Consider the following 25,653-nt stretch of genomic DNA (forward strand, 5'->3'; position numbering starts at 1 on the left):
ACCGCCCTGCTGCTCTCCCTGCCCGGCTCGCCGATCCTCTACTACGGCGACGAGATCGGCATGGGCGACAACATCTGGCTCGGCGACCGCGACGCGGTGCGCACCCCCATGCAGTGGACCCCCGACCGCAACGCCGGCTTCTCCTCCAGCGACCCCGGCCGCCTCTTCCTCCCCACGATCATGGACCCCGTCTACGGCTACCAGGTCACCAACGTCGAAGCATCGATGTCGTCACCGTCCTCGCTGCTCCACTGGACCCGCCGCATGATCGAGATCCGCAAACAGAACAAAGCCTTCGGACTCGGCTCCTACACCGAACTCCAGTCCTCCAACCCCGCCGTCCTCGCCTTCCTGCGCGAAGCGCCGTCGACCGAGGGCGAAGGGGACGACGACCTCGTGCTGTGCGTGCACAACTTCTCCCGCTTCGCCCAGCCCACCGAACTCGACCTGCGCGAGTTCAACGGCCGGCACCCGGTCGAACTGATCGGCGGCGTGCGATTCCCGGCCATCGGCGAACTGCCGTACTTGCTGACCCTCGCCGGTCACGGCTTCTACTGGTTCCGTCTCCGCAAGGAAGCCGTCTAGAACCCGGGCGGCGGGGCGGTTTCTCCCGCCCCGCCCTGGGCACGCATGACTCACACCTCGCCCGGTATCCGGGGCCCCCGGGTCGCTGGGGAAAGGACGCGACGCCATGTCGGAAGCCGTAACCCACTCCGCCCCGGCCCCGGTCGCACGCCCCGAGTTGCTGACGTCGCTCGATCCACTGCTGCGGGAATGGCTGCCCCGGCAACGCTGGTTCGCGGGCAAAGGGCGTCCGGTGACCGGATTCTCCCTGGTGGCCGCGGTGGAACTGCTGCCTGCCGGAGCCCAGTTGGGTCTGATCCATCTGCTCGTACGAGCGCATCAGCCGCGCACTCCCGCACAGGGCGCCACCTCGTATCCCGGGGACTGCTACCAGTTACTGATCGGCGTACGCGAGGCGCTGCCGCCGCGGCTCGCGCCGGCCCTGATCGGGCATCTGGAGGAGGGACCGCTGGCCGGCCGCACGGTGTACGAGGCGCTCCACGACCCGCGCCCCGCCGGCGTCCTCCTGGAAGCCCTGCGCACCGGGGCCCGCGTCGGTGACCTGCGCTTCGAGCACGACCGGCGCCAGGAGATACGCAAGGACCTGGTCCCGCGCCTGGTGACGGCGGAACAGTCCAACTCGTCGGTCGTCTACGGAGATACGTTCATCCTGAAGGTGCTGCGCCGGATCGTGCCCGGGATCAACCCGGATCTGGAGCTCCCGCTGACGCTGGCCCGGGAGGGCTGCGCGCGGGTGCCGGCGCCCGCGGCCTGGATGCTCGCGGACCTCGACGCGGAGACCTACGTACTCGGTGTGCTCCAGCCGTTCGTGCAGGGCGCGGCCGACGGCTGGGAACTGGCACTGCGGGAACTGGCCAAGGGCGAGGACTTCACCGCCGAGGCGCGCGCGCTGGGCCGGGCCACCGCCGAGGTGCACACCGCGCTCGCCCGGTCGCTGCCCACGGTCACCCTGGGCCACACCCATATGCGGCCTCTCATCGACGCCATGACCGAGCGGCTCGACGCCGCCGCGCAGGCCGTGCCCGCGCTCCGGCCCCACGCACCCGGCCTGCGGACCGCGTTCGAGGCGCTGGCCGATCTGTCCGCCGAGGGCCACACCTGGACGGCTCAGCGCATCCACGGCGATCTCCATCTCGGCCAGTGCCTGCGCTCCCCCGACGGGGAGTGGTCGCTCATCGACTTCGAGGGCGAGCCGTCGAAACCGCTCGCCGAGCGCCGTATGCCCCAGCCCACGGCACGCGACATCGCGGGCATGCTCCGCTCCTTCGACTACGCGGCCCACTCCGTCCCCCAGGCTCTCGGCTCCCCGGGGACCCCACTGGCGTCCGGCTGGGCCGACGCCTGCCGGGCCGCCTACTGCACCGGATACGCCGAGGTCAGCGGCCTGGACCCGCGCACGGATCCCGTATTACTGCGTGCCTTCGAGACGGACAAGGCGGTGTACGAGGTCGTGTACGAGGCCCGGCACCGCCCGGACTGGCTGCCGGTTCCGCTGGCGGCGGTACGGCGGCTGGCCGCGTCGCGCTAGATCCCCCTGCTGTTCCCCCAGTTCACCCTCCTGAGGAGGCCCTGCCCGTGACGCCCCGCCCCCCGTCCGACGACAGTCCGAAGAAGAACGGCGCGAAGAAACCGGCCGCCGCCGAGAAGACGCCCACCGAGAGGCCCAAGGCCAAGAAAGCGGCCAGGAAGGCGGCCACCGGGACAGCACCGGCCAAGGCGGTCGAGGGCGAGACAGTTCTCGGCGAGGGCGAGAGCGGTCCAGCGGCGGGCGAGCCGGGTCCCGGCCAGGGCGAAGCGCGTCCCGGCCCAGGCAGGCGCGGTCCCGCCGCCGACGGGACAAGCCCTGGCCCGGGCGAGGCAGGCCCCGGCCGGATCGGAGGCAGTCCCGGCCCGGTCGCAAGCGGTCCCGGCTTCGCCGGTGTCGGTCCCGCGGACCGGCAGCGGCTGCTCGACGGTACGCACCACGATCCGCACGGGGTGCTGGGCGCCCATCCGGTGCCGGACGGGATCGCCTTCCGGGCCTTCCGCCCGTACGCGCTCGGGGTCACCGTCGTCACGGACGACCTGCGCGCCGAACTGCGCGACGACGGGGACGGGTTCTTCTCCGGGCTGCTGCCGCTGCGCGCGGTCCCGGACTCGTACCGGCTGCTCGTGACCTACGAAGGGACGGTGCTGGAGACCGAGGACGCGTACCGATTCCTGCCGACACTCGGTGAGTTGGACCTGCATCTGCTCGGCGAGGGCCGGCACGAGGAGCTGTGGCGGGCGCTCGGCGCCGAGCCGATGGAGCAACAGGGAGTCGCCGGCACGCGCTTCACCGTATGGGCTCCGAACGCGCGCGGTGTCCGGCTGGCCGGCAGCTTCAACTTCTGGGACGGCACGGGACATCCGATGCGGTCGCTCGGCTCCTCCGGTGTGTGGGAGCTGTTCGTCCCTGCGATAGGTGAGGGCGAGCTGTACAAGTTCGACATCACCCGCCCCGACGGTTCCCGCACCCTGCGCGCTGACCCGATGGCCCGCCGGACCGAGACTCCGCCCCACACGTCGTCGATCGTCCACGCGTCCCACCATGTGTGGCAGGACGCGGAGTGGCTGGCGAAGCGGGCCGCCCGGCCGGCCCATGAGGCGCCGTTCTCGGTGTACGAGGTGCATCTGCCGTCCTGGCGACCTGGATTGACCTATCGTCAGCTCGCCGACCAGCTTCCCGCCTACGTCTCGGACCTCGGCTTCACCCACGTCGAGCTGATGCCCGTCGCGGAACACCCCTTCGGCGGCTCCTGGGGCTACCAGGTCACCGGCTTCTACGCCCCCACGGCGCGTCTGGGCACCCCCGACGACTTCAAGCACCTCGTCGACGCCCTCCACCGCGCCGGCATCGGCGTCCTCATGGACTGGGTCCCCGCCCACTTCCCGCGCGACGACTGGGCCCTCGCCCAGTTCGACGGACGCCCGCTCTACGAACACGCCGACCCCCAGCGCGCCGACCATCCCGACTGGGGCACCCTCGAATTCGACTACGGCCGCCGCGAGGTCCGCAACTTCCTCGTCGCCAACGCCAGCTACTGGTGCGAGGAGTTCCACATCGACGGCCTGCGCGTCGACGCCGTCGCCTCCATGCTCTACCTCGACTACTCCCGCGAACCCGGCCAGTGGACCCCCAACGAACACGGCGGCCGCGAGAACCTCGACGCCGTCGCGTTCCTCCAGGAGATGAACGCCACCGTCTACCGCCGCAACCCCGGCGTCGTCACCATCGCCGAGGAATCCACTGCCTGGGACGGCGTCACCCGGGCCACCCACCACATCGGCCCCGGAGGTTTCGGCGGTCTGGGGTTCGGGCTGAAGTGGAACATGGGATGGATGCACGACTCGCTGGACTATGTGTCCCACGAGCCGATCCACCGCAAGTACCACCACAACGAGATGACGTTCTCGATGGTGTACGCGTACAGCGAGAACTACGTCCTGCCGATCTCCCACGACGAGGTCGTGCACGGCAAACGCTCACTCGTCTCCAAGATGCCCGGCGACTGGTGGCAGCAACGCGCCAACATGCGTGCCTACCTCGCCTTCATGTGGGCCCACCCCGGCAAGCAACTCCTCTTCATGGGACAGGAGTTCGCCCAGGGCGCCGAATGGTCCGAGGCCCACGGCCCCGACTGGTGGCTCCTCGACCCCGCCTACGGCGCCGAAGCCGATCACCGCGGTGTCCGTGACCTCGTCCGCGACCTCAACACCACCTACCAGCACGAACCCGCCCTGTGGGAACGCGACACCGATCCTTCCGGCTTCACCTGGGTCACCGGGGACTCCGCCGACGACAACGTCTTCGCCTTCCTGCGCCACGCCGCCGACGGCACCCCGCTCCTGGCCGTCTCCCACTTCTCCCCCGCCGTCCGCCACAACTACCGCCTCGGCGTCCCCGAGGACATCCCCGCCTGGCGCGAAGTCCTCAACACCGACACCGCCCGCTACGGCGGCAGCGACGTCACCAACCCCGACCCCGTCAAACCGGAACCCCAGGGCTGGCACGGCCGCCCGGCCAGCATCCAGCTGACCCTGCCACCCCTGGCGACGGTGTGGCTGCGGCCGGCCTAGCAGCTCGTTCGCGGTGCTCCTCGGCCGTCCCTCGGTGGCCCGGCCACCGAGGGACGGCCGAAGCCGCCGAGGGCGGCACTCCTCCGCGACCTCACTCCAGACCGATGGCGCACATCCCTCATTCCAGACCCGTGCCTCGCAGCGAGGCGGGCAGTTCCCCGGTGTGCACGACGCCCAGGCTCTGGGTGGCCCGGGTCAGCGCCACGTACAGGTCGCTCGTCCCGTACACCGCGGGCTCGACCACCAGGACGGAGTCGAATTCCAGCCCCTTGGCCTGCCGGGGGTCGAGGAGCACCACCGTGCGGGTGAGGTCGGGCTCCTGGCCCGCCGTCACGCCGTCCAGCCGGCCGGCGAGCGCGGTGTGCAGGGCCCGCGGCGCGATCACCGCGAGCCGTCCGTCGGCGGGGGTCAGTTCGGCGACGGCCTTGGCGACCGCGCCGGGCAGGTCGTCCCCGGCGTCCCGCGCCCAGGGCCGTACTCCGGTGGAGCGGACGGAGCGCGGCGGCTCGAACCCGGGGCGCTCGGCCCGCACCACACCGGCGGCGACGTCCATGATCTCGGACGGGGTGCGGTAGTTGACGCCGAGCCGGGTGTGCTCCCAGCGGTCCTCGACGTACGGGGAGAGGATCTCCTCCCATGAGCCGACTCCCGCCGCCTCCGCCGTCTGCGCGGGATCGCCGACGAGCGTCATCGACCGCGTGGGGCTGCGCCGCATCAGCAGCCGCCAGGCCATCGGCGACAACTCCTGTGCCTCGTCGACGATGATGTGGCCGAAGGCCCAGGTCCGGTCGGCGGCGGCGCGTTCGGCGGCGCTGCGGTGGTCGTCCTCCTCGTGCCGTTCGGCCATCCGCTCGGCGTCGATGATGTTGTGCGCGGACAGGATCTCGGAGTCGTCCTCGTCCTTGTCCTCGAACTCGTACGTCCGCGAGGCGTAGGACACGTCGAGCACGCCCTGTGCGTAGGCGATCTGGGTACGGCGTTCCTGGTCGGCCAGCGCCCGTACGACCCGGTCGTCCTCGCCAAGGAGTTCGGCCGCCTCGTCCAGCAGCGGGACGTCCGCGACGGTCCAGTCGCCCGGACGGGTCAGCGGGCGACGGATCGCCGCCGCGTCCTCGTCCGGGACATGGCCGTACGGGTCGGCCAGGAAGTCGGCGACGAGTCGCTGCGGGGTCAGCCTCGGCCACAACTGGTCGACGGCCGACCAGACTTCGGGGTTCTCGGCGAGTTCGTCGCGGATCTGGGTGATGTCGCTCGGGTCGAGGAGGTTGGAGCCGTCGAAGGGGTCCGTGCCGATGCGTTCGGCCAGCATGTCGGTGAGCGTGTTGAGGATGTGGCCCTCGAAGTGCTCGCGGGCCACGTTGTGGGGCAGGTCGGCCGCGCGGGTGCGCTCCCGGGCGACCTGCACGAGGCCCGCGTCGAGCATCAGGACGTCCCGGTCGTGCTCGATCGTGATCACCGGGTCGGGAAGGGCCTGGCGGTCCCGGACGACCTCGGCCAGGACGTCGGCCATCCGGGCACGGCCCTTCACGGCAGCCGCCGCGGGCGTGTCGACGGCCGTCGCGTGGACGCCGGGGAAGAGCTCGCCGACGGTCGAGAGCAGCACGCCGGTCTCACCGAGCGAGGGCAGTACCTCGCCGATGTAACCGAGGAAGGCCGGGTTGGGGCCGACGATCAGGACGGCCCGCTTGGCGAGCAGCTCCCGGTGTTCGTACAGCAGATACGCGGCGCGGTGCAGGGCGACGGCAGTCTTGCCGGTGCCGGGGCCGCCCTCGACGACCATGATGCCCCGGTGCGGCGCGCGGATGATCCGGTCCTGCTCGGCCTGGATGGTCTGCACGATGTCGCTCATCCGGCCGGTGCGGGCCGAGTTGAGCGCGGCGAGCAGCACGGCGTCGCCGGTCGGGTCCTCGTGGCCGGTGCGTTCGCGGTCACCGAGGTCGAGGATCTCGTCGTGCAGGTCGGTGACGTGCCGGCCCTCGGTGCCGATGTGCCGGCGGCGGCGCAGACCCATGGGCGTGTGACCCGTGGCCAGGTAGAAGGGGCGGGCGACCTGGGCGCGCCAGTCGATGAGGATCGGGGTGAGCTCGCTGTCGTCGGCGCGGATGCCGATCCGGCCGATGTGGTGGCAGACGCCGGCGGAGGACGCCCCTTCCACGGGGGATTCCACCGGGGCCAGGTCGATGCGGCCGAAGCAGAGCGAACCGTCCACGGCGTTCAGCGCGGCCAGCAGCCCCGAGCGTTCGGCGACCAGGATGTCCCGCTCGAGCCGGGCCTGCCTGGGTGTGTTGCCCTGGGCGAGCGCGTCCCCGACCGAGGCCTCGGTGGCATCGCGCAGGGCGTCCACGCGCGCATACAACCCGTCGATGAATTCCTGCTCACTTCGCAGTTCGTCGTCGGGGAATTCTGTGTGCAATCCCTTGTTTGACAATTCCGCTCCCACCCAGATATACTGCGCCTAGTGAACTTCTTCACGATTCGATCCCTCGAAGTCGCGAATCATTGAATATACGCAGAGAAATCCCCCGGGCGCAATTGCCCAGGGGATTTTTTGTCTGCCGGGTTGTCTGCCTGGGGGATCAGAGCACGTCGGACAGCTCCTGCAGGAGCCGCCGCTTGGCCCGGGCGCCCACCATCGACTTCACGGGCTCACCGTCGCGGAAAACCATGAACGTCGGCATCGAGAGCACGCCGTACGCCAGGGTCGTCTCCGGATTGGTGTCCACGTCCAGCTGGACCACCTTGAACCGGTCGCCCTCCTCGAAGGCCAGCTCGCTGAGCACCGGGCCCATCTGCCGGCACGGCGGACACCAGTCGGCCGTGAACTCCACCAGCACGGGCAGCTCCGACCCGATGACCTCCGCCCCGAAGTCCGCGTCCGTCACTTCGGCCACGCCTGCCGCCCTGATCATCGCGTCCGCCCTCCCAGTTCACACACGGGTTCCGGACCGCCCGGAACCTCCGCGCCGGCCGCCAGCTCGTCGCGCGCCCGTTCCGCCCGCGCCAGCTGCTCGCCGACCTGCGCGCGCACCGACCGCAGCTCGTCGATCAGCGCGTCGAGCTCGCCGAGCTTGCGGCGGTAGACGTCCAGGGACGCCGGGCACGAGTCGCCCTCGGGATGGCCGGCCCGCAGACACTCCACGAAGGGCCGCGTCTCCTCCAGGTCGAACCCGAAGTCCTGCAGCGTCCTGATCTGCCGGAGCAGCCGCAGGTCGTGCTCGTCGTACGTCCGGTACCCGTTCTCGCCCCGCCGCGCGGGCAGCAGCCCCCGCGACTCGTAGTAGCGCAGAGTCCGCGTGGTCGTCCCGGCCCGTGCGGCCAGCTCGCCGATTCGCATGCCTCGACGGTAATCCTTGACGCCGACGTCAAGGCAAGCGGCCGCGAGGCGCCGTCTCGGCGGACGTCAGCGCGAGGTGCGCGGCAGCAGCGGCTTGCGGTCGACCGGTGACGACAGCACGATCGAGGTCGTCGTCCGCCCCAGCGCGGAGGTCTGTTCCAGGACGTCCTCCAGGTGGATCGTGTCCTCGACGGCGACCTTGAGGATCCAGCAGTCCTCGCCGACGACATGGTGGACCTCGGTGACCTCGGGACGGGCCAGCAGTTCCAGCGTCCGCGGATGCTTGAGCGTGTAGCCGCCGTGCGGGTTGACGCGGATGAAGGCCTGGATGCCGTAGCCGAGGCGGGGTGCGGACACCTGGGCGCCGTATCCGGTGATCGCGCCCGTCGCCTCCAGCCGGCGCACCCGCTCCGCGACCGCCGCCGGGCTCAGCCGGACCCGGCGGCCCAGCTCGCTGAGCTTGATACGTCCGTCGCTCTGGAGCAGTTCCAGGATCTGCCGGTCCAGCGCGTCGAAGCCCACCGACGTTTCGCCGGAGACGGCGCGCGGATGCCGTGTTTCTTTCGGTGCGACGACCGGATCTCCCACGTCTCCCCCTTCGGACCTGACCCCTGCGACGGGAGAATTATGACCACAGGCCGGAGCACCGTGAACGACCGGCGATCGGTGACGGGTGCATGGGCTCGGGCGCATGGGTGCATGAGGCGCGCGTGCAGGGAATTGGGGGAGGGCGACATGCGAGAGATCTGCGTGATCGGCGGAAACCGGTATTTCGGAAAGCGTCTCATTGCCCGGTTGACGGCAGCGGGAGACCGGGTCACCGTCATCAATCGCGGCTCGTCGGCGCCGCCCGCCGGGACGATTCATCTGATCGCCGACCGCAATGACGAGAACTCCCTGGAAAAGGCGCTGGGTTCACGGACTTTCGACGTCGTCGTCGACCAGGTCTGCTACACACCGCGGCAGGCGGAGATCGCCCGCCGGGTCTTCGCGGGGCGCACGCGCCGCTATGTGATGACGTCCACCGTCGAGGTGTACGAGTACGAGGACACGGCGGACCCGGTCGGCGAGGACGCCGTGGATCCCCGTACGGTCGCCGTCGATCTCGGCCTCCCCTGGGACGACGCCGAGTTCCTCGACGCGCACTACGGCGAGGGCAAGCGGCAGGCCGAGGCGGTGTTCGCGGCCGATCCCGGCCTCCCGTACGTGGCCGTGCGCGTCGCCCATGTGCTGGGCGGGGACGACGACTTCACCGGCCGGCTGGAACACTACGCCGACCTGATCCGCGCAGGCGGGACGATCGCCGTGCCGCCGGTGAACCACCCGGCGACCTACATCCATGTCGAGGAGATCGCCGACTTCCTGTTCTGGACGGTGGGCGAGGACTTCACCGGCCCGGTCAACGCGGCCTCCCACGGGCCGCTGACCACGGAGGAGTTGTGCGAGGCGATCACCGCGCACCTCAAGGACGGCAGGACGGTCCTGGGTGCCGTCGAGGTGGGCGAGGTCTCCCCCTTCTCCTTCGGCCGTTCCTACGGCATGGACAACTCCCGGGCCACCCGGCTCGGTTTCCCCTTCGGCGACGCGCGGCAATGGCTGCCGCACGCCGTGGCCGAAACCCTCGGAAAGGGCGACTGCCCACCGGCCGTGAGCCGGACGTGAGCCCGGAGGTCAGACCATGACCCCGGCCGACTCCTCGACCTCCAGAAGCGACGCGCTCTGCCGCTCCGCCTCGAACGCCTTGTGTCCGCCGCGCAGGCCGAACAGCCGTTTGGCCAGGGCGATGTAGAGGACGGCGAGGACGTTCAGGACCAGCGTCGCGATCTTCAACCAGCTGATGTGCTCGGTGAGTTCGTAGATCTCCAGCGGGAGGAACGCGGCGGTGGCGACGACCGTGAGGTATTCCGCCCACCGCTTGGCGTACCAGAGCCCGACCGCCTCGACGAGCTCGATCAGCGCGTACACCAGCAGCAGGACCGCGACCAGCAGCAGCGTGGAGTGCTTGTAGCCGAAGGTCTTCTGGATGGTGCCGACCACGGGCGAGTGGTCGAGGTCGTAGTGGAAGTGCCGGAAGACCGGCCTGAGGACGTCGAGGTACTCGTCGAAGAGCCGGCGCACCGCGTACTGGCTGTTGCTGAACTTCCAGACGGCGGCCGCGACCAGCACGATGAACACCCCGCGCACGGCCCGCTCGATCGCCAGGAAGCGCAGGATGAACAGATCGCGGAGCACCTTGCCGCGCGGCACCAGGGGCGCCTCGTCCGCGGGGCCCGAGCCGTGCGGATCGCCGAGCGCGAAGTCGCCGCAGCGCAGACAGCGCCAGGCCTCGCCGAGGCCCGTCTCGGCGCGCAGCCGCTCCCGCAGCACCCGCTCGTCGGGCGCGTACGTCACGTGGCCGCGCCGCGCGCACGTACGCCGGTCCCAGTCGATCTTCATGCTCGGTGTCCTCCGCAGAACGTGCCGTGCCGTGCCGGTCGGTCCGGCACGGCACGGTAGTGCATGTTCTACGAGACGGCGGCCCGGGGGGTCACGGTTCCGGCCGAATCGCCGCTCGAACCCTCGGCCTCACCGTCGGCCCGCTCCTCGGCATCCTTGTCGACGTCCGCCTCGGGCTCGCTCTCGACCTTGCTACCGGCCTCGGTACTGGCCTCGCTCTCAACCGAGGCCTCGTTCCTGGTCTCAACCGAGGCCTCGTTCTCAGCCTCAGCATTCTCGGCCTCAGCCGAAGCCTTCTTCTCGGCCTCGTCCTCAACCCCCGTACGGCCCTTGCGCGGCAGCAGCACCGCCACCAGCACCGTGCCCACGCCCAGGATCACCGCTCCGACGAGGCTGGTGTGGGCCACCGCGTCCGAGAAGGACGAGCCGACCGCGTCCGCCATCTGCCGTGCACCGCCGGCGAGTTGACCGGCCTGCGCCTTCAACTGGGCCGCCTGCTCGGCGTTCGCCGTCTGCGCGGCCTGTTCGCCGAGCGCGCGGGCCTTGTCGCCGATGCCCTGGGCGACGGCGTACCCGGCGCCCACCGAGTCCTGCGCCGTGGCCAGGGCGCCCGCCGGGAGCTTGCTGCCCGCGGTGGCGTCGGCGAGGTGCGAGGAGTACGAACCGGCCAGCACCGAGCCGAGGATGGCGATGCCGAGTGAGCCGCCGAGCTCCAGCGAGGTGTCGTTGACCGCGCCGCCGACGCCCAGTTCGGCCTCGGGGAACGCGCCCATGATGGCGTCCGTGCAGGGCGAGAGCGCGAGTCCGATGGCGAGGCCGAGGATGACGAGGGGCAGCACGAAGTCGCCGTACGCCGAGGAGGCGTCCACCCGGGTGAGCAGGGCCAGTGCCGTCGCGCCGCCGACCATGCCCGCGGTGACCGTGAACTTCATGCCGATGCGCGGAGTGAGGTACCCGGTGAGTGCCGAGCCCACGAAGACGGCGCCGGCCAGCGGCAGCATCCGCACTCCGGTGTCCAGCGCGTCGTAGCCGAGGACGAACTGGAGGTGCTGGGTGAGGTAGTAGAAGGCGCCGAAGACGGCCAGGAAGAAGAGGGCGACGGCGAGGTTCGAGCCCGCGAAGCGACGGTGGGCGAAGCGTCGCACGTCGATGACCGGGCGCGGGTGGCGCAGCTCCCACAGGACAAAGAGGACCAGTCCGACCCCGGCGACCACCGCGGCTGTCACGGCTTTCACGCCCCACCCGAAGTGCGGGCCTTCGATGATCATGTAGACCAGCGAGCCGATCCAGACGACGGAGAGCAGCCCGCCGACGTAGTCGATGCGGTTGTGGTGCGCGGCCTTGGACGGCGGTACGAGGACGAGGGCGCCGACGATGGCGAGGACGGCGATCGGCACGTTGATCAGGAACGTGGACGACCAGCCGTGGTTCTCCAGCAGGGCGCCCGCGACCAACGGCCCGGCGGCGATGGCGAGTCCGGCGGTGGCGGTCCACAGGACGATCGCCTTGGCCCGTTCGGCGCGCGGGAAGGTCGCGGCGAGCAGCGAGAGCGTGGCGGGCATGATCAGCGCGGCGCCGACGCCCATGACGGCGCGGGCCGCGATGACCCCGGTGGAACTGTCGACGAGCGAACCGGCGACCGCGCCGCCGCCGAAGACGACGAGCCCCAGGATGAGGGCGCCCCGACGGCTGTACTTGTCCCCGATGGCGCCGAGCAGCAGCATCAGCGCGGCGTACGGGACGGTGTAGCCGTCGATGACCCATTGCAGGTCGGCGCTGGACAGGCCGAGGTCCTGGGTCATGTCGGGAGCCGCGACCGTGAGGGCTGTGTTCGCCATCACGATGATCAGCAGGCTCAGGCAGAGCACCAGCAGCGCCCACCACCGCCTGGCGTAGGGCCGGTCCATCCTCTCGACCGGTTCGTTCATGACGAGACGCATGGCTACGGTCGCCCTTCCTTCGTCGACGGGTACGGAGATCCGTCCGCACCAGGACTTGCACTTCAGGACTTGCACAGTGAAGTGCAATTACACAACGCTGTGCAATCTACGAGATTGCACAGCACTGTGCAAATGGAGGAGGTGGAGAGCCTGTGACCGCGGGACGGGAAGTCGCCCGAGGGGCGGGCAGAATGGCAGCCATGACCACGGGTAACCCGAGCCGCGCCGATGTGAACCGCCGCCGCATCCTCGACGTCGCACTCGCCGAACTGCTGCGTGACCCCGACGCGTCCATGGACCAGATCGCCCGGGCGGCGGGTGTCGTGCGGCGCACGGTGTACGGGCATTTCCCCAGCCGCGAGGCGCTGGTCGGCACCCTGACCGACGAGGCCGTGGCGGCGGTCGCGGCGGCGCACGCGGCGGGCCGCGAAGGGGTCGCGGACCCGGTCGAGTCGCTGGCCCGCTCGACCCTGGCCGTCTGGGAGATCGCCGACCGTTACCGGCTGCTGGTCGCCCTCGCCCAGCGCAGCGTCACCATGCAGGGCATCCGCGAACGCCTCACGCCGGTCCGCGAGGCCTGCGCTGAGATTCTCCGGCGCGGCCTGGAACAGGGCGTGTTCGCTTCGCCGCTGCCCCCGTACGCACTGGCGTACGTGCACGAGCAGACCCTGTTCGCCCTCATGGAGGCGGTGAACGACGGCCTCCTGGCAGCGGAGGAGGCGGGCAGCTCCGCCACGGTCACCATGCTGACCGCGGCGGGCGTACCCGCCTCACGCGCCACGGAACTCGTGGCCAAGCTGAGCGACTGAGTCCTCGGGCGTTCAGGGCCTGCGAGGACTCAGCGGCCTTCAGCGGTGCACCGGGCGGCCGGGCCCGTGGGGGGATGCCCGGCCACCCGGCGTCTCAGGGGTTCCTACGCCTCGGCCGGGGCTTTCTCGCCGCCCTGCTCCGGCAGATCCGCGTGGACGTCGGCGGAGCCGGGAGTGGAGGCGGAAGTGCCGGTGTCGGCGTCGTCCAGCAGGGTCTTCTCGTCGAACGGAAGCTGTCCGGCGAGGACCCTGGCCACCCGCTCCTTGTCGATCTCCTTCGTCCAGGTCCCGATCAGGACCGTGGCCACGGCGTTGCCGGCGAAGTTCGTCAGCGCGCGTGCCTCGCTCATGAAGCGGTCGATGCCGACGATGAGGCCGACGCCGTCCACCAGGGCGGGCTTGTGCGACTGGAGGCCGCCGGCCAGCGTGGCGAGGCCCGCCCCGCTGACGCCCGCCGCGCCCTTGGACGCGACGAGGAGGAAGAGCAGGAGCGGGATCTGCTCCCCGATCGCCATCGGCGTGCCCATGGCGTCGGCGATGTAGAGCGAGGCCATGGTCATGTAGATCATCGTGCCGTCGAGGTTGAAGGAGTAGCCGGTCGGGACGGTGATGCCGACGACCGACTTGCCGACGCCCAGGTGCTCCATCTTCGCGATGAGCCGCGGCAGGGCGGACTCGGAGGACGAGGTGGACAGGATCAGCAGGAACTCCCGGCCCAGGTACTTCAGGAACGTGAGGATGTTCAGGCCCGTCACCACGCGCAGCAGCGTGCCGAGCACGATGAAGACGAAGAGGAAGCAGGTGACGTAGAAGCCGAGCATCAGCACGGCGAGACTCTTGAGCGCGTCCAGGCCGGCTGAGCCGGTGACGGCGGCGATGGCGCCGAAGGCACCGAGCGGGGCCGCCCACATGACCATGGCGAGGATACGGAAGACGAGCCGCTGGATGTGCTCCACACCGCGCAGGACCGGCTGCCCGGCCGTCCCCATGGCCTGGAGCGCGAACCCGGTGAGGAGCGCGACGAGCAGGGTCTGCAGGACCTGGCCCTCGGTGAACGCCGAGATCATCGTGGTCGGGATGATCGAGAGCACGAAGTCGACCGGCGGCAGCGCCTCCGCCGACACCTGCCCCTGGCCGGCATGCTTGACCGCGTCGGTCATCGCCAGGCCGGTGCCCGGCTCCAGGATGTTGCCGACGACCAGGCCGATGGCGAGCGCGACCAGCGACATGACCAGGAAGTAGCCGAGCGCGATACCGCCGACGGCGCCGACCTTGGCGGCCTTGCGGACCGAGCCGATGCCCAGCACGATCGTGCAGAAGATGATCGGGGAGATCATCATCTTGATCAGGTTCACGAAGCCCGTACCGATGGGCTTGAGCTCGACGGCGAAGTCGGGGGCGATCAGGCCCACCGCGATCCCGAGGATCACGGCCCCGATCACGGCGATGTACAGATAGTGCGTGCGGTCCCGCTTGGCGGCGGGTGCGGCAGGTGCCGTTTGCGGCGTGCTGGCCACGGCTGCCCTCCTTGACGACGTCGTCGGCATCATCCGGCGTGCGGCTCACGACCGGCAGAACCCGGCGTGCGGCTCACGACCGGGGAAACCGGGAGGCGTGGGCTCCCGGGGGGATGAGGGGACTATCTCCCGGCGTGTGAGGGCGGTCACCCTTCCGTTCATTGAGTTCACGCGCCCCGGCACAGCCGTCCGGCCGGCCGGTGCCGGGTGGAGTCACCCGCGCCCCCCACAGCCGTCCGGCTACCGGCGTCGGGTGGAGTCGCCCACGCCCCGGCACAGCCATCCGCTTACCGGTGCCGGGTGGAATCACCCGGCACCGGCACAGTCATCCGGTTGCCGCCGCCCGGAGGAGCACCCGTCCGGGCGAGGCACACTGAACGGCATGCGCCTCCTCCGTGTCCCGCGACCCCGCAGCCTGGCCGGCCAGCTCTTCGGCATGCAGGCCGTACTGATCGCGGTCCTCGTCGCCGGGTACGCGCTGTTCACCTACGTCAGCGACCGCAGCCAGGCCGAGGACGCCGCCGGCCGCCAGGCGATGGCGGTCGCGCGCGCGGTCGCGGACACCCCGTCCGTCCACGCGGCCATCGGCACCGCGAACCCCACCGGGGAGCTCCAGCCGTACGCCCTGCGGGTGCAGCGGGACACCGAGGTCGACTTCGTGACGATCATGAATCCGCGGGGCATCCGCTGGACGCACCCCAAGGAGAAACTGATAGGCAAGCACTTCCTCGGGCACTTCCGGCCCGCACTGGGGGGCAGGTCCTTCACGGAGACGTACACGGGCAGCCTCGGCGCCTCCGTGCGGGCCGTCACCCCGATCCAGGACGGTGGGCGGACCATCGGCGTGGTCAGCGCGGGCATCAAGGTCCAGGCGATCACCGAACGCGTCCAGGACCAGGTCACCGCCCTGATCGGGGTCGCGGCCGGCGCGCTGCTGCTGGGCGGTGTCGGCACGTACGTCATCAACGCCCGGCTGCGCCGCTCCACCCACGGTATGAACGCGGCCGAGCTGAGCCGCATGCACGACTACCACCAGGCCGCGCTGCATGCCGTGCGCGAGGGGCTGCTCATGCTGGACGGGCAGTTCCGGGTGGCTCTGATGAACGACGGCGGCCGGGAACTGCTCGGCGTCACGGACGACGTGGTCGGCCGTTCGGTGGCCGAACTCGGGCTGCCCGCCCCGCTGACGGGCGCGCTGCTGTCGGCGGAGCCCCACGTGGACGAGGTCCATCTGACGGACGCGCGGGTGCTGGTCGTGAACACCTCCCCGGTGTCCGGCGGCGAACGCCGCGGCACGGTGGTCACCCTGCGCGATGTGACCGAACTCCAGGCGCTGACAGGCGAGTTGGACTCGGAGCGTGGTTTCACCCAGGCGCTGCGATCGCAGGCGCACGAGGCGGCGAACCGTCTGCACACGATGGTCTCCCTCATCGAACTGGGCCGCGCCGAGGAGGCTGTCGACTTCGCCACCGCCGAGCTGGAACTGGCACAGACCCTCACCGACGAGGTGATCTCCGCGGTCAGCGAACCGGTCCTCGCCGCGCTGCTGCTGGGCAAGGCGGCGCAGGCGAACGAACGCGGTGTGGAGCTCGTGGTCTCCGAGGACAGCGGCATCGACGACGGACTGCTCCCGGCCTCGCTCTCCGCGCGCGACCTGGTCACCGTCCTCGGCAATCTGATCGACAACGCGATGGACGCGGCGCAGGGCACGGTGGGCGCCCGCGTGACGGTGACGGCGTTCACGGACGACTCCGCCCTGGTGCTGCGGGTCGCCGACACCGGCCCCGGGGTGGACCCCGCCCATGCCGAGCAGGTCTTCCGGCGCGGCTGGTCCACGAAACCGGCGGGCCCCGGCGGCCGCGGCCTCGGTCTGGCCCTCGCCCGGCAGACGGTGAGCCGGCACGCCGGCACGCTGGACGTACGCGAAGGGGCCGACGGCGGAGCGGAGTTCGCAGTACGCCTGCCGCTCCCCACGCCACCCCCGGACTCCGGCTCGCCCTCGCCCTCGTCCACGCGGTCCGCCCGGCCGTCCGAGCCCGCTCTGCCCGGAGGTGGCGCATGACCGATCCGATCCGTGTGCTCGTCGTCGAGGACGATCCCGTCGCCGCCGACGCGCACGTCATGTACGTCGGCCGGGTGCCCGGCTTCACGGCGGTCGGCAAGGCCCACACGGGTGCGCAGGCGCGCCGCGCCCTGGACCGTACGCCCGTGGACCTGCTGCTGCTCGACCTGCATCTGCCGGACACGCACGGCCTCCAGCTCGCCCGCTCCCTGCGCGCCGCCGGCTATCACGCCGACGTCATCGCGGTGACGTCGGCGCGGGACCTGGCGGTCGTACGGGAGGGGGTGGCGCTCGGGGTCGTCCAGTACGTGCTGAAGCCGTTCACCTTCGCCACCCTGCGCGACCGGCTGATCCGGTACGCGGAGTTCCGCGCGGCGGCCGGCGAGGCGAGCGGCCAGGACGAGGTGGACCGCGCGCTGGCCGCCCTGCGGGCTCCGGGCCCGGCCGCGCTGCCCAAGGGCCTGAGCGCGCCGACCCTGGAACGCGTGACCGTCACCCTCCGCGGCAACGCCGAAGGACTGACGGCGGCCAAGGTCGCCGAGGCCGTCGGCATCTCCCGGATCACCGCCCGGCGCTATCTGGAACACCTGGTGGAGGCGGGCCGGGCGGCACGCGCTCCGCAGTACGGGACGGTCGGGCGGCCGGAGTTGCAGTACCGCTGGGTCAAGGGCTGACCCGGGGCCGCCCCTTCGGCGGGCCGGGGCCGAGGACCTCGGTCAACGCGCCGCCGGAGCCCCGGGGCCCGGCGGCGCGTGATCACGGGCACCCCGAAGAGCGGCGTGCCGAGAGCACCGCCCGGACAACCTCCTTGTCACTTGCGCGACTTGCACTCCTGCACAGTCATTGACCTGACATCCGCACAGCTTTACGTTCGGCGGGCAGACAACTCGGCTCGCACGACAACGATGTCGGTCCGTAGGAGGTCCTGCCCGTGCGCCCCACCGCCGCCCCCGTTCTCCTCGCCACGCTGCTCGCCGCGACGACGCTCACCGCTTGCGGATCCGGGTCCGGAAGCGATCCGGACACCGTGAAGGTGTCCTACAAACAGTCCACCGACAACTCGATCCGGGTGATGGACACCTACCTGGGCGAGATGAAGAAGCAGTTCGAGAAGGCGAACCCGGGGAAGAAGGTCGAACTCGTCCCGATCAAGGCCCCGGACTCCGAGTACTACACGAAGCTCCAGCAGATGCTCAGGTCGCCCAAGACGGCGCCCGACCTGGTCTACGAGGACACCTTCCTCATCAACTCGGACATCACCAGCGGGTACTTGAAGCCGCTCGACCCGTATCTGGACAAGTGGTCCGACTGGGGCCGGTTCATCGACACCGCGAAGGCGGCGGCCAAGGCGCAGGACGGGAAGACGTACGGCGTCCCGGACGGGACGGACACCCGCGGACTCTGGTTCGACAAGGGCGTCTTCGCGAAGGCGGGACTGCCGGCCGACTGGCAGCCGAAGACCTGGGACGACATCCTCACCGCCGCCCGCACCATCAAGAAGAAGGTCCCCGGCGTCACCCCCCTGAACGTCTACACGGGCAAGCCCGCGGGCGAGGCCGCCACCATGCAGGGCTTCGAGATGCTGCTGTACGGGACCGGTGACGGCACGGCGGACCCGCTGTACGACACCGCGTCCAAGAAGTGGGTCGCCGACAGCCAGGGCTTCAAGGACGCCCTCACCTTCGTGGAGACGGTCTACAAGGAGAAGCTCGGCCCCGACGTCACCGACGCGCTCGACCCGAACTTCGCGACCAGTGTCCGCGGTGAGCTGCTGCCCAAGGGCAGGCTCGGCATCGACCTCGACGGCAGTTGGCTCCCGCAGGACTGGCTGAAGGGCTCGGGCCACGAGTGGCTCGAGTGGTCCCACAAGCTCGGCCTCGCCCACATGCCCACCCAGCACGGCCAGGCCCCCGGCAAGGTCAGCATGTCCGGCGGCTGGACCTGGTCGATCCCCTCCAAGGCGTCCAACCCCGACCTCGCCTTCAAGTTCGTCGAGACGATGCAGACGAAGGCGAACGCCCAGAAGTGGTACATCGCCAACTCCGGTATCGCGGTGCGCGACGACGTCGCAGCCGACCCGGCCTACGTGAAGGCACAGCCCGGCATCAAGTTCTTCACCGACCTGGTCGCCAGCACCCACTACCGGCCCGCCTACCCGGCGTACCCGAGGGTCTCGACCGCCATCCAGGAGGCCATGGAGAGCGTGACCACCGGCGACAGTTCCGTGGACAAGGCCGCGAGCGCGTACGACGAGGAACTGAAGACGGCCACCGACGACCAGGTGACCCGGAAGTGAGTGTCGGCACGAAGGCGGCCTCCCCGCCGGTCCGGCCGCTGAGGACGGGGGTCGCCGCCCCGCGCCGGGGAGGCCTCCTGCGCTCCCTCACCCGGACACTCCCGCTCGCCCCCGCCGTCGTCCTCCTGCTGCTCTTCCTCGCGGGCCCGATCGTCTACTGCGCGTACATCGCCTTCACCGATCTGCAGTTGACGGGGCAGGCGCACTCGTCGTTCGTCGGGTTCGCCAACTTCCGGGCGGCGTTCAGGGACGACGCCTTCATCAACGCCGTATGGCTGACGCTGGTGTTCACGGTGCTGTCGTCGCTGGTCGGCCAGAACACCCTCGGCCTCGCCCTGGCCGCGCTGATGCAACGGGCGTCGAAACCGGTGCGCACGCTGGTCGGCGCGGTCGTCATCACGGCGTGGGTGCTGCCGGAGGTGGTCGCGGGCTTCCTGCTCTATGCCTTCTTCCGCCGCGAAGGGACCCTGAACGCCATCCTGGACTGGCTCCATCTCCCGTCCCAGAACTGGATGTTCACATTGCCGATCCTGGCGGTGTCGTTCGCGAACGTGTGGCGGGGCACGGCCTTCTCGATGCTGGTCTACTCGGCGGCGCTGGGCGAGATCCCGAAGGAGATCACCGAGGCGGCCGAGGTCGACGGAGCCGGTGGCTGGCGGCGGATGTGGCACATCACGCTGCCGATGATCCGCCGCTCGATCGGCACCAACCTGATGCTCAACACCCTCCAGACACTGTCGGTGTTCGGGCTGATCTGGGTGATGACGAGGGGCGGTCCGGGAAATCGCAGCCAGACCCTGCCGCTGTTCATGTACGAACAGGCCTTCCAGAACAGCATGATCGGGTACGGAACGGCGGTGGCACTGCTGCTCCTGGTGGTCGGCTCACTGTTCTCCCTCGTGTACATGCGGCTGCTGCGGACGGAGGTGTGAGATGGCCGTTCTGACGCGCGGCGCAAGCCCCGGGTCCCGCCGCTCGGGACGGCGGCTGGCGGCCGACGCCGGCCTGCTGGTGGTGGCGGCGGCGTTCGCGCTCCCACTGGCCTGGGTGGTCCTGTCCTCCCTGGACGCGCACGCGGACCTGCGGGTGAAAATGCCGGACGGTGTGACGCTGTCCAACTTCGACGCCGTACTGAAACCGGACATCACCTTCACCCCGCTGCTGAACAGCCTGATCCTGTGCGGTGGCGGCACCGCGCTGACCGTGGTGTGCGCGGCCCTCGCGGCCTATCCCCTCTCGCGCTTCCGGTCCCGGCTGAACCGCCCCTTCCTGCTGACGATCCTCTTCGCGACGAGCCTGCCGATCACGGCGATCATGGTCCCCGTCTACGCCCTGTTCGTGCAGGTGAACCTGATCGACACCACCCAGGGCACGATCTTCTTCTTCGCCGCCTCCCAACTGCCGTTCGCCATCTGGCTGATGAAGAACTTCATGGACGGCGTGCCGAAGGAGCTGGAGGAGGCGGCCTGGACGGACGGGGCGTCGGCCCTGCAGTCCCTGGTGCGGATCGTGCTGCCCCTGATGGGACCGGGCGTGGCGGTGGTGACGGTCTTCTCGTTCGTGATGATGTGGGGAAACTTCTTCGTCCCGTTCATGCTGCTGCTCACGCCGGACCAGATGCCGGCGTCGGTGAGCATCAACGAGTTCTTCGGAAACCGGGGAACCGTGGTCTACGGGCAGTTGGCGGCGTTCTCGGTCATCTACTCGACGCCGGTGATCCTGCTGTATGTGCTGGTGGCCCGGCGGCTGGGCGGGGGGTTCGCTCTCGGCGGGGCCGTCAAGGGGTGAACTCCCTTTCCAGTACGGCGAATTCAGGGCCGCGGCCGAAACCGTATGTTCCTACAATCTGTGATTGTGGCCGAACAGACCGTAGTCATCGCTGCCCCGGACCCATACTTTGTGGCGCGTGCACCGACCGCAAGCCCAACAGCCCACCCCGCCCTTCAACGCCCCGGCCGCCCGAAGACTGCGGACAGCGCTCGGAATGGGGCCCGAGCATGTCGCGTACGGACTGAGAGCCTCGTACGGGCTGCCGTACGTCACGCCCGATCTCGTCACCGCCTGGGAGCACGGCATCACCGCGCCGAGCAGCCCCGAACTCACCGCCCTCGCAGGCGTGTTGTGGTGCTCGGCGGGTGAACTCATAGGCACCCCGCGCACCTTGCGCGAACACCGCGTCGCCCGCGATCTCGCCCCGGAGGACGTGGCACACGCCGTCGGGATCGAACTCCTCGCCTACCAGCGGATGGAGGAGTCCGGCAGCTGGCGCGGCAACGAGCGGCAGTCGGCCGCGCTCGCCGAGGTGCTCGGACTCTCGCTGCCCGACTTCATCACCGTGACGGGCCGCGACGGCCGGCTCGCCGACCTGCTGCGCAGCGCCGTGACCACGCGCTGGCAGGCCTACGTGCGCCCGGTCGGGAAGGTGGTGCCCCTGGACCGGCACCTCCTGGAGAGCGTGCTGGAGGAAATGCACACCGACTACCAGGGGCAGATGGTCGCCACGCTGAACTGGGGCGGGGTTTCGGCCGCCACCGGGTCGGGCGAGTCCGGCCGGGACTTCCTCGACCGGGTCGTCGACCACTTCTGGGAAACGGTCCAGAGAATCCCGTACTGAGACACCCGACCAGGAGGACGGGGCCTCGACCGCGAAGTCGGGGCCCCGGCCACAAAGGCGAGCCCCCGACGGCCAGGGGGACACCTACGGCGAGGGCGGGACACCGACGACGGCAGCGAGGGGCCCCGAAAGCAGGACTCGGACCACAAAGGCAGGGCCCCGACCACGAAGGCAAGGTCCCGGCCACGAAGGTGCAGCTCCGACCGCGAACGCCCCGACCACGAAGAGCGGCGCTCCGGGCACCCAGGACAAGGGGCCGGAGCCAGACCGGACGCCGGAGGCGACGGGCCGGAGCCAGGGGCCGGACGCCGGAGCCAGGGCCCCGGCGGGTGCAGGGTCCTGGTCGGACGTCGGGCCCTCGCCGGGCGTCGGGCGTCGGGCCCTGGCCGGGCCTCGGGCCGGACGCCGGGCCTCGGGCCCCGCCCCGGATCCCGGGCGCACGGCCGGACCCCGGGCGCACGGCCGGACCCCGGGCGCACGGCCGGACCCCGGGCGCACGGCCGGACCCCGGGCGCACGGCCGGACCCCGGGCGCACGGCCGGTGTTCTCGTCCCCGAGGGGACTAGAACACCGACTCCGCCTCGTCCATCCGGTCCTTCGGCACCGTCTTCAGTTCGGTGGTCGCGTCCGCGAGCGGCACCATCTCGATCTCCGTGCCGCGCAGCGCGGTCATCCTGCCGAAGTCGCCGCGGTGCGCGGCCTCGACGGCGTGCCAGCCGAAGCGGGTGGCGAGGACACGGTCGTACGCGGTCGGCGTGCCGCCGCGTTGGATGTGGCCGAGGATGACCGGCTTGGCCTCCTTGCCGAGGCGGCGCTCCAGCTCGTAGGCGAGGGCCGTGCCGATGCCCTGGAAGCGCTCGTGGCCGAACTTGTCGATCGCGCCGTGGCCGTAGTCCATGGTGCCCTCGGCGGGGTGGGCGCCCTCGGCGACGCAGATGACGGCGAACCGCTTGCCGCGCGCGAACCGCTCCTCGACCATCGCGACGAGGTCGGAGGGGTCGAAGGGGCGCTCGGGCAGGCAGATGCCGTGGGCGCCGGCCGCCATGCCGGACTCCAGGGCGATCCAGCCGGCGTGCCGGCCCATGACCTCGACGACCATCACGCGCTGGTGGGACTCGGCCGTGGTCTTCAGACGGTCCATGGCCTCCGTGGCGACGCCGACGGCGGTGTCGAAGCCGAAGGTGCGGTCCGTCGCGGAGATGTCGTTGTCGATCGTCTTCGGCACGCCGACCACGGGCAGGCCGGCGTCCGCCAGCATCCGGGCCGCCGTGAGCGTGCCCTCGCCGCCGATCGGGATGAGCACGTCGATGCCGAACTCGCGGGCCATGTCCTGCGCGTTGTCGCAGGCCTCGCGGAGCCGGTCGCGCTGCAGCCGGGAGGAGCCGAGGATGGTGCCGCCGCGGGCGAGGATGCCGCTGACGGCGTTGAGGTCGAGGGTGCGGTAGTGGCCGTCGAGGAGCCCGGCGTAGCCGTCCTCGAAGCCGATGACCTCGTCCCCGAAGTTGGTGACCGCTCGGTGCACGACCGACCGGATCACTGCGTTCAGGCCAGGGCAGTCGCCGCCTGCGGTGAGAACTCCGATGCGCATCGTGCTGTGTCTCCTGCTCCCTGCTGGTTCGTGTGAGCCGGTTCGATTGTTTCACGGCCCGGGGTGGGCCGCCGATTCCCTCCTACGGCCCATCCGCCGAGCCGCCGGAAACGCCCGTCCCGGCCGCCCGGCACGCCTGCCCTGGCGGGCGTCTTAGCCAGCGCCGGAGGTATTGTCAAGAGGGTTCTGCTCACGTTGGTGGGCCCTTTTTCCGAGCCCAGAAATCAGCCTGGCGACGAAACGGATGGAGAGCACGCGTGACGCGCAGCGTGTACGTGACCGGGATCGACCGAGGTGACGGCCGTCAGGTCGTCGAACTGGGGGTCATGGAGCTCCTGACCCGCCAGGTCGACCGGGTGGGGGTGTTCCGTCCGCTCGTGCACGACGGTCCGGACCGGCTCTTCGAGCTGCTGCGGGCCCGCTACCGGCTGGCGCAGGACCCGGCGACGGTGTACGGCATGGACTACCACGAGGCGTCCGCGCTCCAGGCCGAGCAGGGCACCGACGAACTGGTGTCCACGCTCGTCGACCGGTTCCACCTGGTCGCCCGCGACTACGACGTCGTCCTCGTCCTCGGCACCGACTTCGCCGGCACCCAGGTCCCCGACGAGCTGGCGCTCAACGCCCGCCTGGCGAACGAGTTCGCCGCGTCCGTGATCCCGGTCGTCGGCGGCCGGGACCAGAGTGCCGAGTCGGTGCGCTCCGAGGCGCGCAACGCCTACCGCGCGTACGACGGGCTGGGATGCGACGTCCTCGCCATGGTGGTGAACCGGGTGGCCCCTGAGGACCGGACGGCGATCCTGGAGCGGCTCGACTCCCGGCTTCCGGTGCCCTGTTACGTCCTTCCGGACGAGCCCGCGCTCTCCGCTCCCACCGTCGCGCAGATCACCCACGCGCTCGGCGGCAAGGTGCTCCTCGGGGACGACGCGGGGCTCGCCCGTGACGCGCTCGACTTCGTTTTCGGCGGCGCGATGCTGCCGAACCTCCTGCGGGCGCTGACCCCGGGATGCCTTGTGGTCACCCCGGGGGACCGGGCCGATCTGGTGATCGGCACGCTCGCCGCGCACAGCGCCGGCACTCCTCCCATAGCCGGCATCCTGCTCACCCTGGACGAGCGGCCCAGCAAGGAGATCCTCACGCTCGCGGCCCGTCTCGCACCCGGCACCCCGGTGGTCTCGGTGGCCGGGAACTCCTTCCCCACCGCGACGGCGCTGTTCGCCATGGAGGGCAAGCTGAACGCGGCGACGCCCCGCAAGGCGGAGACCGCGCTCGGCCTCTTCGAGCGGTACGTGGACACCACCGACCTGCTGAACCGGGTCTCCGCGCCCAGCAGCGACCGGCTCACCCCGATGATGTTCGAGCACAAGCTGCTGGAGCAGGCCCGCTCCGACAGGCGCCGTGTGGTGCTTCCGGAGGGGACCGAGGAGCGCGTCCTGCACGCCGCCGAGGTGCTGCTGCGTCGGCGTGTCTGCGATCTGACCCTGCTCGGCCCGGTCGACCAGATCCGCAAGAAGGCCGCCGACCTCGGCATCGACATCAGCGCCACCCAGCTCATCGACCCCGTGACCTCGCCGCTGCGCGACTCCTTCGCCGAGAAGTACGCGGAACTGCGCGCCCACAAGGGAGTCACGGTCGAGCTGGCCTACGACGTCGTCGCGGACGTGAACTACTTCGGGACGCTCATGGTGCAGGAGGGCCTCGCCGACGGCATGGTGTCGGGGGCCGTGCACTCGACGGCCGCGACCATCCGGCCCGCGTTCGAGATCATCAAGACCCGTCCGGAGTCGAAGATCGTCTCGTCCGTCTTCTTCATGTGCCTGGCCGACAAGGTCCTGGTCTACGGCGACTGCGCGGTGAATCCCGACCCGAACGCCGAGCAGCTCTGCGACATCGCCATCTCCTCGGCCGCCACCGCGGAGCAGTTCGGCGTGGAGCCGAGGATCGCGATGCTGTCGTACTCCACGGGGACCTCGGGTTCGGGCGCCGACGTCGACAAGGTGCGCGAAGCCACCGAGCTGGTGCGCCGGCGCCGCGGCGACCTGAGGATCGAGGGGCCGATCCAGTACGACGCCGCCGTCGAGCCGTCGGTCGCGGCGACCAAGCTGCCGGACTCGGAGGTCGCCGGGCAGGCGTCGGTGCTGATCTTCCCCGACCTGAACACCGGCAACAACACCTACAAGGCCGTGCAGCGTTCGGCCGGCGCGATCGCCGTCGGCCCGGTGCTCCAGGGTCTGCGCAAGCCCGTCAACGACCTGTCCCGCGGCGCGCTCGTCCAGGACATCGTCAACACGGTCGCCATCACGGCGATCCAGTCCCAGGCCCCCGACCAGAAGGCTGCCCAGCAGTGAGCGCCCACCCGTCCCCCTCCTCCGCC

Annotated in this window: 20 protein-coding genes; 12 read left to right on the forward strand and 8 right to left on the reverse strand. The window is 70.6% G+C overall.

What is annotated here, in order from left to right; genetic code table 11:
• From ACFYR3_RS32555 to glgB, 3 genes are all read left to right on the forward strand, one after another.
• On the forward strand, window positions 1–585 hold a 585-nt coding region (locus ACFYR3_RS32555), incomplete at its 5' end, for an alpha-glucosidase C-terminal domain-containing protein (protein WP_389285529.1).
• A gap of 106 nt (window positions 586–691) precedes the next feature.
• Entirely contained in the window at window positions 692–2,113 is a 1,422-nt protein-coding gene (locus tag ACFYR3_RS32560) for a phosphotransferase (protein ID WP_356785278.1), read from the forward strand.
• A 47-nt stretch (window positions 2,114–2,160) separates the two neighbouring features.
• On the forward strand, window positions 2,161–4,683 hold the full coding sequence (glgB, locus tag ACFYR3_RS32565; protein WP_389285531.1) for a 1,4-alpha-glucan branching enzyme: 2,523 nt from the start codon (window positions 2,161–2,163) through the stop codon (window positions 4,681–4,683).
• A gap of 118 nt (window positions 4,684–4,801) precedes the next feature.
• On the opposite strand, the gene ACFYR3_RS32570 is transcribed toward glgB, so the two are convergent.
• The 4 genes from ACFYR3_RS32570 to ACFYR3_RS32585 all read right to left on the reverse strand — a co-directional run bounded on the left by ACFYR3_RS32570 (window position 4,802) and on the right by ACFYR3_RS32585 (window position 8,539).
• Window positions 4,802–7,069: a HelD family protein gene (locus tag ACFYR3_RS32570; protein WP_389285588.1), complete on the reverse strand. Its 2,268-nt coding sequence runs from the start codon at window positions 7,067–7,069 to the stop codon at window positions 4,802–4,804.
• A gap of 190 nt (window positions 7,070–7,259) precedes the next feature.
• Window positions 7,260–7,592 carry a thioredoxin domain-containing protein gene (locus tag ACFYR3_RS32575; RefSeq protein ID WP_355853157.1) on the reverse strand — a complete coding sequence of 111 codons (333 nt, stop codon included), beginning with the start codon at window positions 7,590–7,592 and terminating at the stop codon, window positions 7,260–7,262.
• Window positions 7,589–8,017, reverse strand: a complete 429-nt coding sequence (locus ACFYR3_RS32580) for a MerR family transcriptional regulator (protein ID WP_355853160.1) — start codon at window positions 8,015–8,017, stop codon at window positions 7,589–7,591. The genes ACFYR3_RS32575 and ACFYR3_RS32580 overlap by 4 nt, the downstream gene beginning before the upstream one ends.
• Before the next feature lie 66 nt (window positions 8,018–8,083).
• Window positions 8,084–8,539, reverse strand: coding sequence for an Lrp/AsnC family transcriptional regulator (locus ACFYR3_RS32585; RefSeq protein ID WP_355853302.1), 456 nt, complete (start codon window positions 8,537–8,539; stop codon window positions 8,084–8,086).
• A 213-nt stretch (window positions 8,540–8,752) separates the two neighbouring features.
• On the opposite strand from ACFYR3_RS32585, the gene ACFYR3_RS32590 reads away from it, so the two are divergent.
• On the forward strand, window positions 8,753–9,679 hold the full coding sequence (locus ACFYR3_RS32590; RefSeq protein WP_355853163.1) for an NAD-dependent epimerase/dehydratase family protein: 927 nt from the start codon (window positions 8,753–8,755) through the stop codon (window positions 9,677–9,679).
• 9 nt (window positions 9,680–9,688) lie between these two features.
• Here ACFYR3_RS32590 and ACFYR3_RS32595 read toward each other — a convergent pair whose 3' ends face one another.
• Together ACFYR3_RS32595 and ACFYR3_RS32600 are read right to left on the reverse strand one after the other, a co-directional pair.
• A complete protein-coding gene (locus tag ACFYR3_RS32595) occupies window positions 9,689–10,453 on the reverse strand; it encodes a DUF2127 domain-containing protein (RefSeq protein ID WP_355853166.1) in 765 nt (254 codons plus the stop codon).
• 68 nt (window positions 10,454–10,521) lie between these two features.
• Window positions 10,522–12,393: an MFS transporter gene (locus ACFYR3_RS32600; RefSeq protein WP_389285534.1), complete on the reverse strand. Its 1,872-nt coding sequence runs from the start codon at window positions 12,391–12,393 to the stop codon at window positions 10,522–10,524.
• A 191-nt stretch (window positions 12,394–12,584) separates the two neighbouring features.
• Here ACFYR3_RS32600 and ACFYR3_RS32605 point away from each other — a divergent pair, with 191 nt between their 5' ends.
• Window positions 12,585–13,202: a TetR/AcrR family transcriptional regulator gene (locus ACFYR3_RS32605; protein WP_355853171.1), complete on the forward strand. Its 618-nt coding sequence runs from the start codon at window positions 12,585–12,587 to the stop codon at window positions 13,200–13,202.
• A 104-nt stretch (window positions 13,203–13,306) separates the two neighbouring features.
• On the opposite strand, the gene ACFYR3_RS32610 is transcribed toward ACFYR3_RS32605, so the two are convergent.
• Window positions 13,307–14,749, reverse strand: coding sequence for a cation:dicarboxylate symporter family transporter (locus ACFYR3_RS32610; RefSeq protein WP_355853305.1), 1,443 nt, complete (start codon window positions 14,747–14,749; stop codon window positions 13,307–13,309).
• Window positions 14,750–15,101: 352 nt separating this feature from the next.
• On the opposite strand from ACFYR3_RS32610, the gene ACFYR3_RS32615 reads away from it, so the two are divergent.
• From ACFYR3_RS32615 to ACFYR3_RS32640, 6 genes are all read left to right on the forward strand, one after another.
• Window positions 15,102–16,781 (forward strand): sensor histidine kinase, encoded by a 1,680-nt coding sequence (locus tag ACFYR3_RS32615; protein ID WP_355853174.1) that lies wholly within the window; start codon window positions 15,102–15,104, stop codon window positions 16,779–16,781.
• Window positions 16,778–17,455 (forward strand): response regulator, encoded by a 678-nt coding sequence (locus tag ACFYR3_RS32620; RefSeq protein WP_356785268.1) that lies wholly within the window; start codon window positions 16,778–16,780, stop codon window positions 17,453–17,455. The genes ACFYR3_RS32615 and ACFYR3_RS32620 overlap by 4 nt, the downstream gene beginning before the upstream one ends.
• Before the next feature lie 251 nt (window positions 17,456–17,706).
• A complete protein-coding gene (locus tag ACFYR3_RS32625; protein WP_389285591.1) occupies window positions 17,707–19,077 on the forward strand; it encodes an extracellular solute-binding protein in 1,371 nt (456 codons plus the stop codon).
• 38 nt (window positions 19,078–19,115) lie between these two features.
• Window positions 19,116–20,009, forward strand: a complete 894-nt coding sequence (locus ACFYR3_RS32630; protein ID WP_355853310.1) for a sugar ABC transporter permease — start codon at window positions 19,116–19,118, stop codon at window positions 20,007–20,009.
• A gap of 1 nt (window position 20,010) precedes the next feature.
• On the forward strand, window positions 20,011–20,865 hold the full coding sequence (locus ACFYR3_RS32635; RefSeq protein ID WP_355853180.1) for a carbohydrate ABC transporter permease: 855 nt from the start codon (window positions 20,011–20,013) through the stop codon (window positions 20,863–20,865).
• A 109-nt stretch (window positions 20,866–20,974) separates the two neighbouring features.
• Window positions 20,975–21,691 carry a helix-turn-helix domain-containing protein gene (locus tag ACFYR3_RS32640; RefSeq protein WP_389285538.1) on the forward strand — a complete coding sequence of 239 codons (717 nt, stop codon included), beginning with the start codon at window positions 20,975–20,977 and terminating at the stop codon, window positions 21,689–21,691.
• Between the two features lie 562 nt (window positions 21,692–22,253).
• Here the strand turns inward: ACFYR3_RS32640 and ACFYR3_RS32645 are convergent.
• Window positions 22,254–23,279, reverse strand: a complete 1,026-nt coding sequence (locus ACFYR3_RS32645; protein ID WP_355853183.1) for an ATP-dependent 6-phosphofructokinase — start codon at window positions 23,277–23,279, stop codon at window positions 22,254–22,256.
• Window positions 23,280–23,536: 257 nt separating this feature from the next.
• Here ACFYR3_RS32645 and pta point away from each other — a divergent pair, with 257 nt between their 5' ends.
• Window positions 23,537–25,627: a phosphate acetyltransferase gene (pta, locus tag ACFYR3_RS32650; RefSeq protein ID WP_355853186.1), complete on the forward strand. Its 2,091-nt coding sequence runs from the start codon at window positions 23,537–23,539 to the stop codon at window positions 25,625–25,627.
• Window positions 25,628–25,653: the final 26 nt, after the last annotated feature.

Origin of the sequence: Streptomyces sp. NPDC005784 (assembly GCF_042871525.1) — a bacterium.
GTDB lineage: Bacteria > Actinomycetota > Actinomycetes > Streptomycetales > Streptomycetaceae > Streptomyces.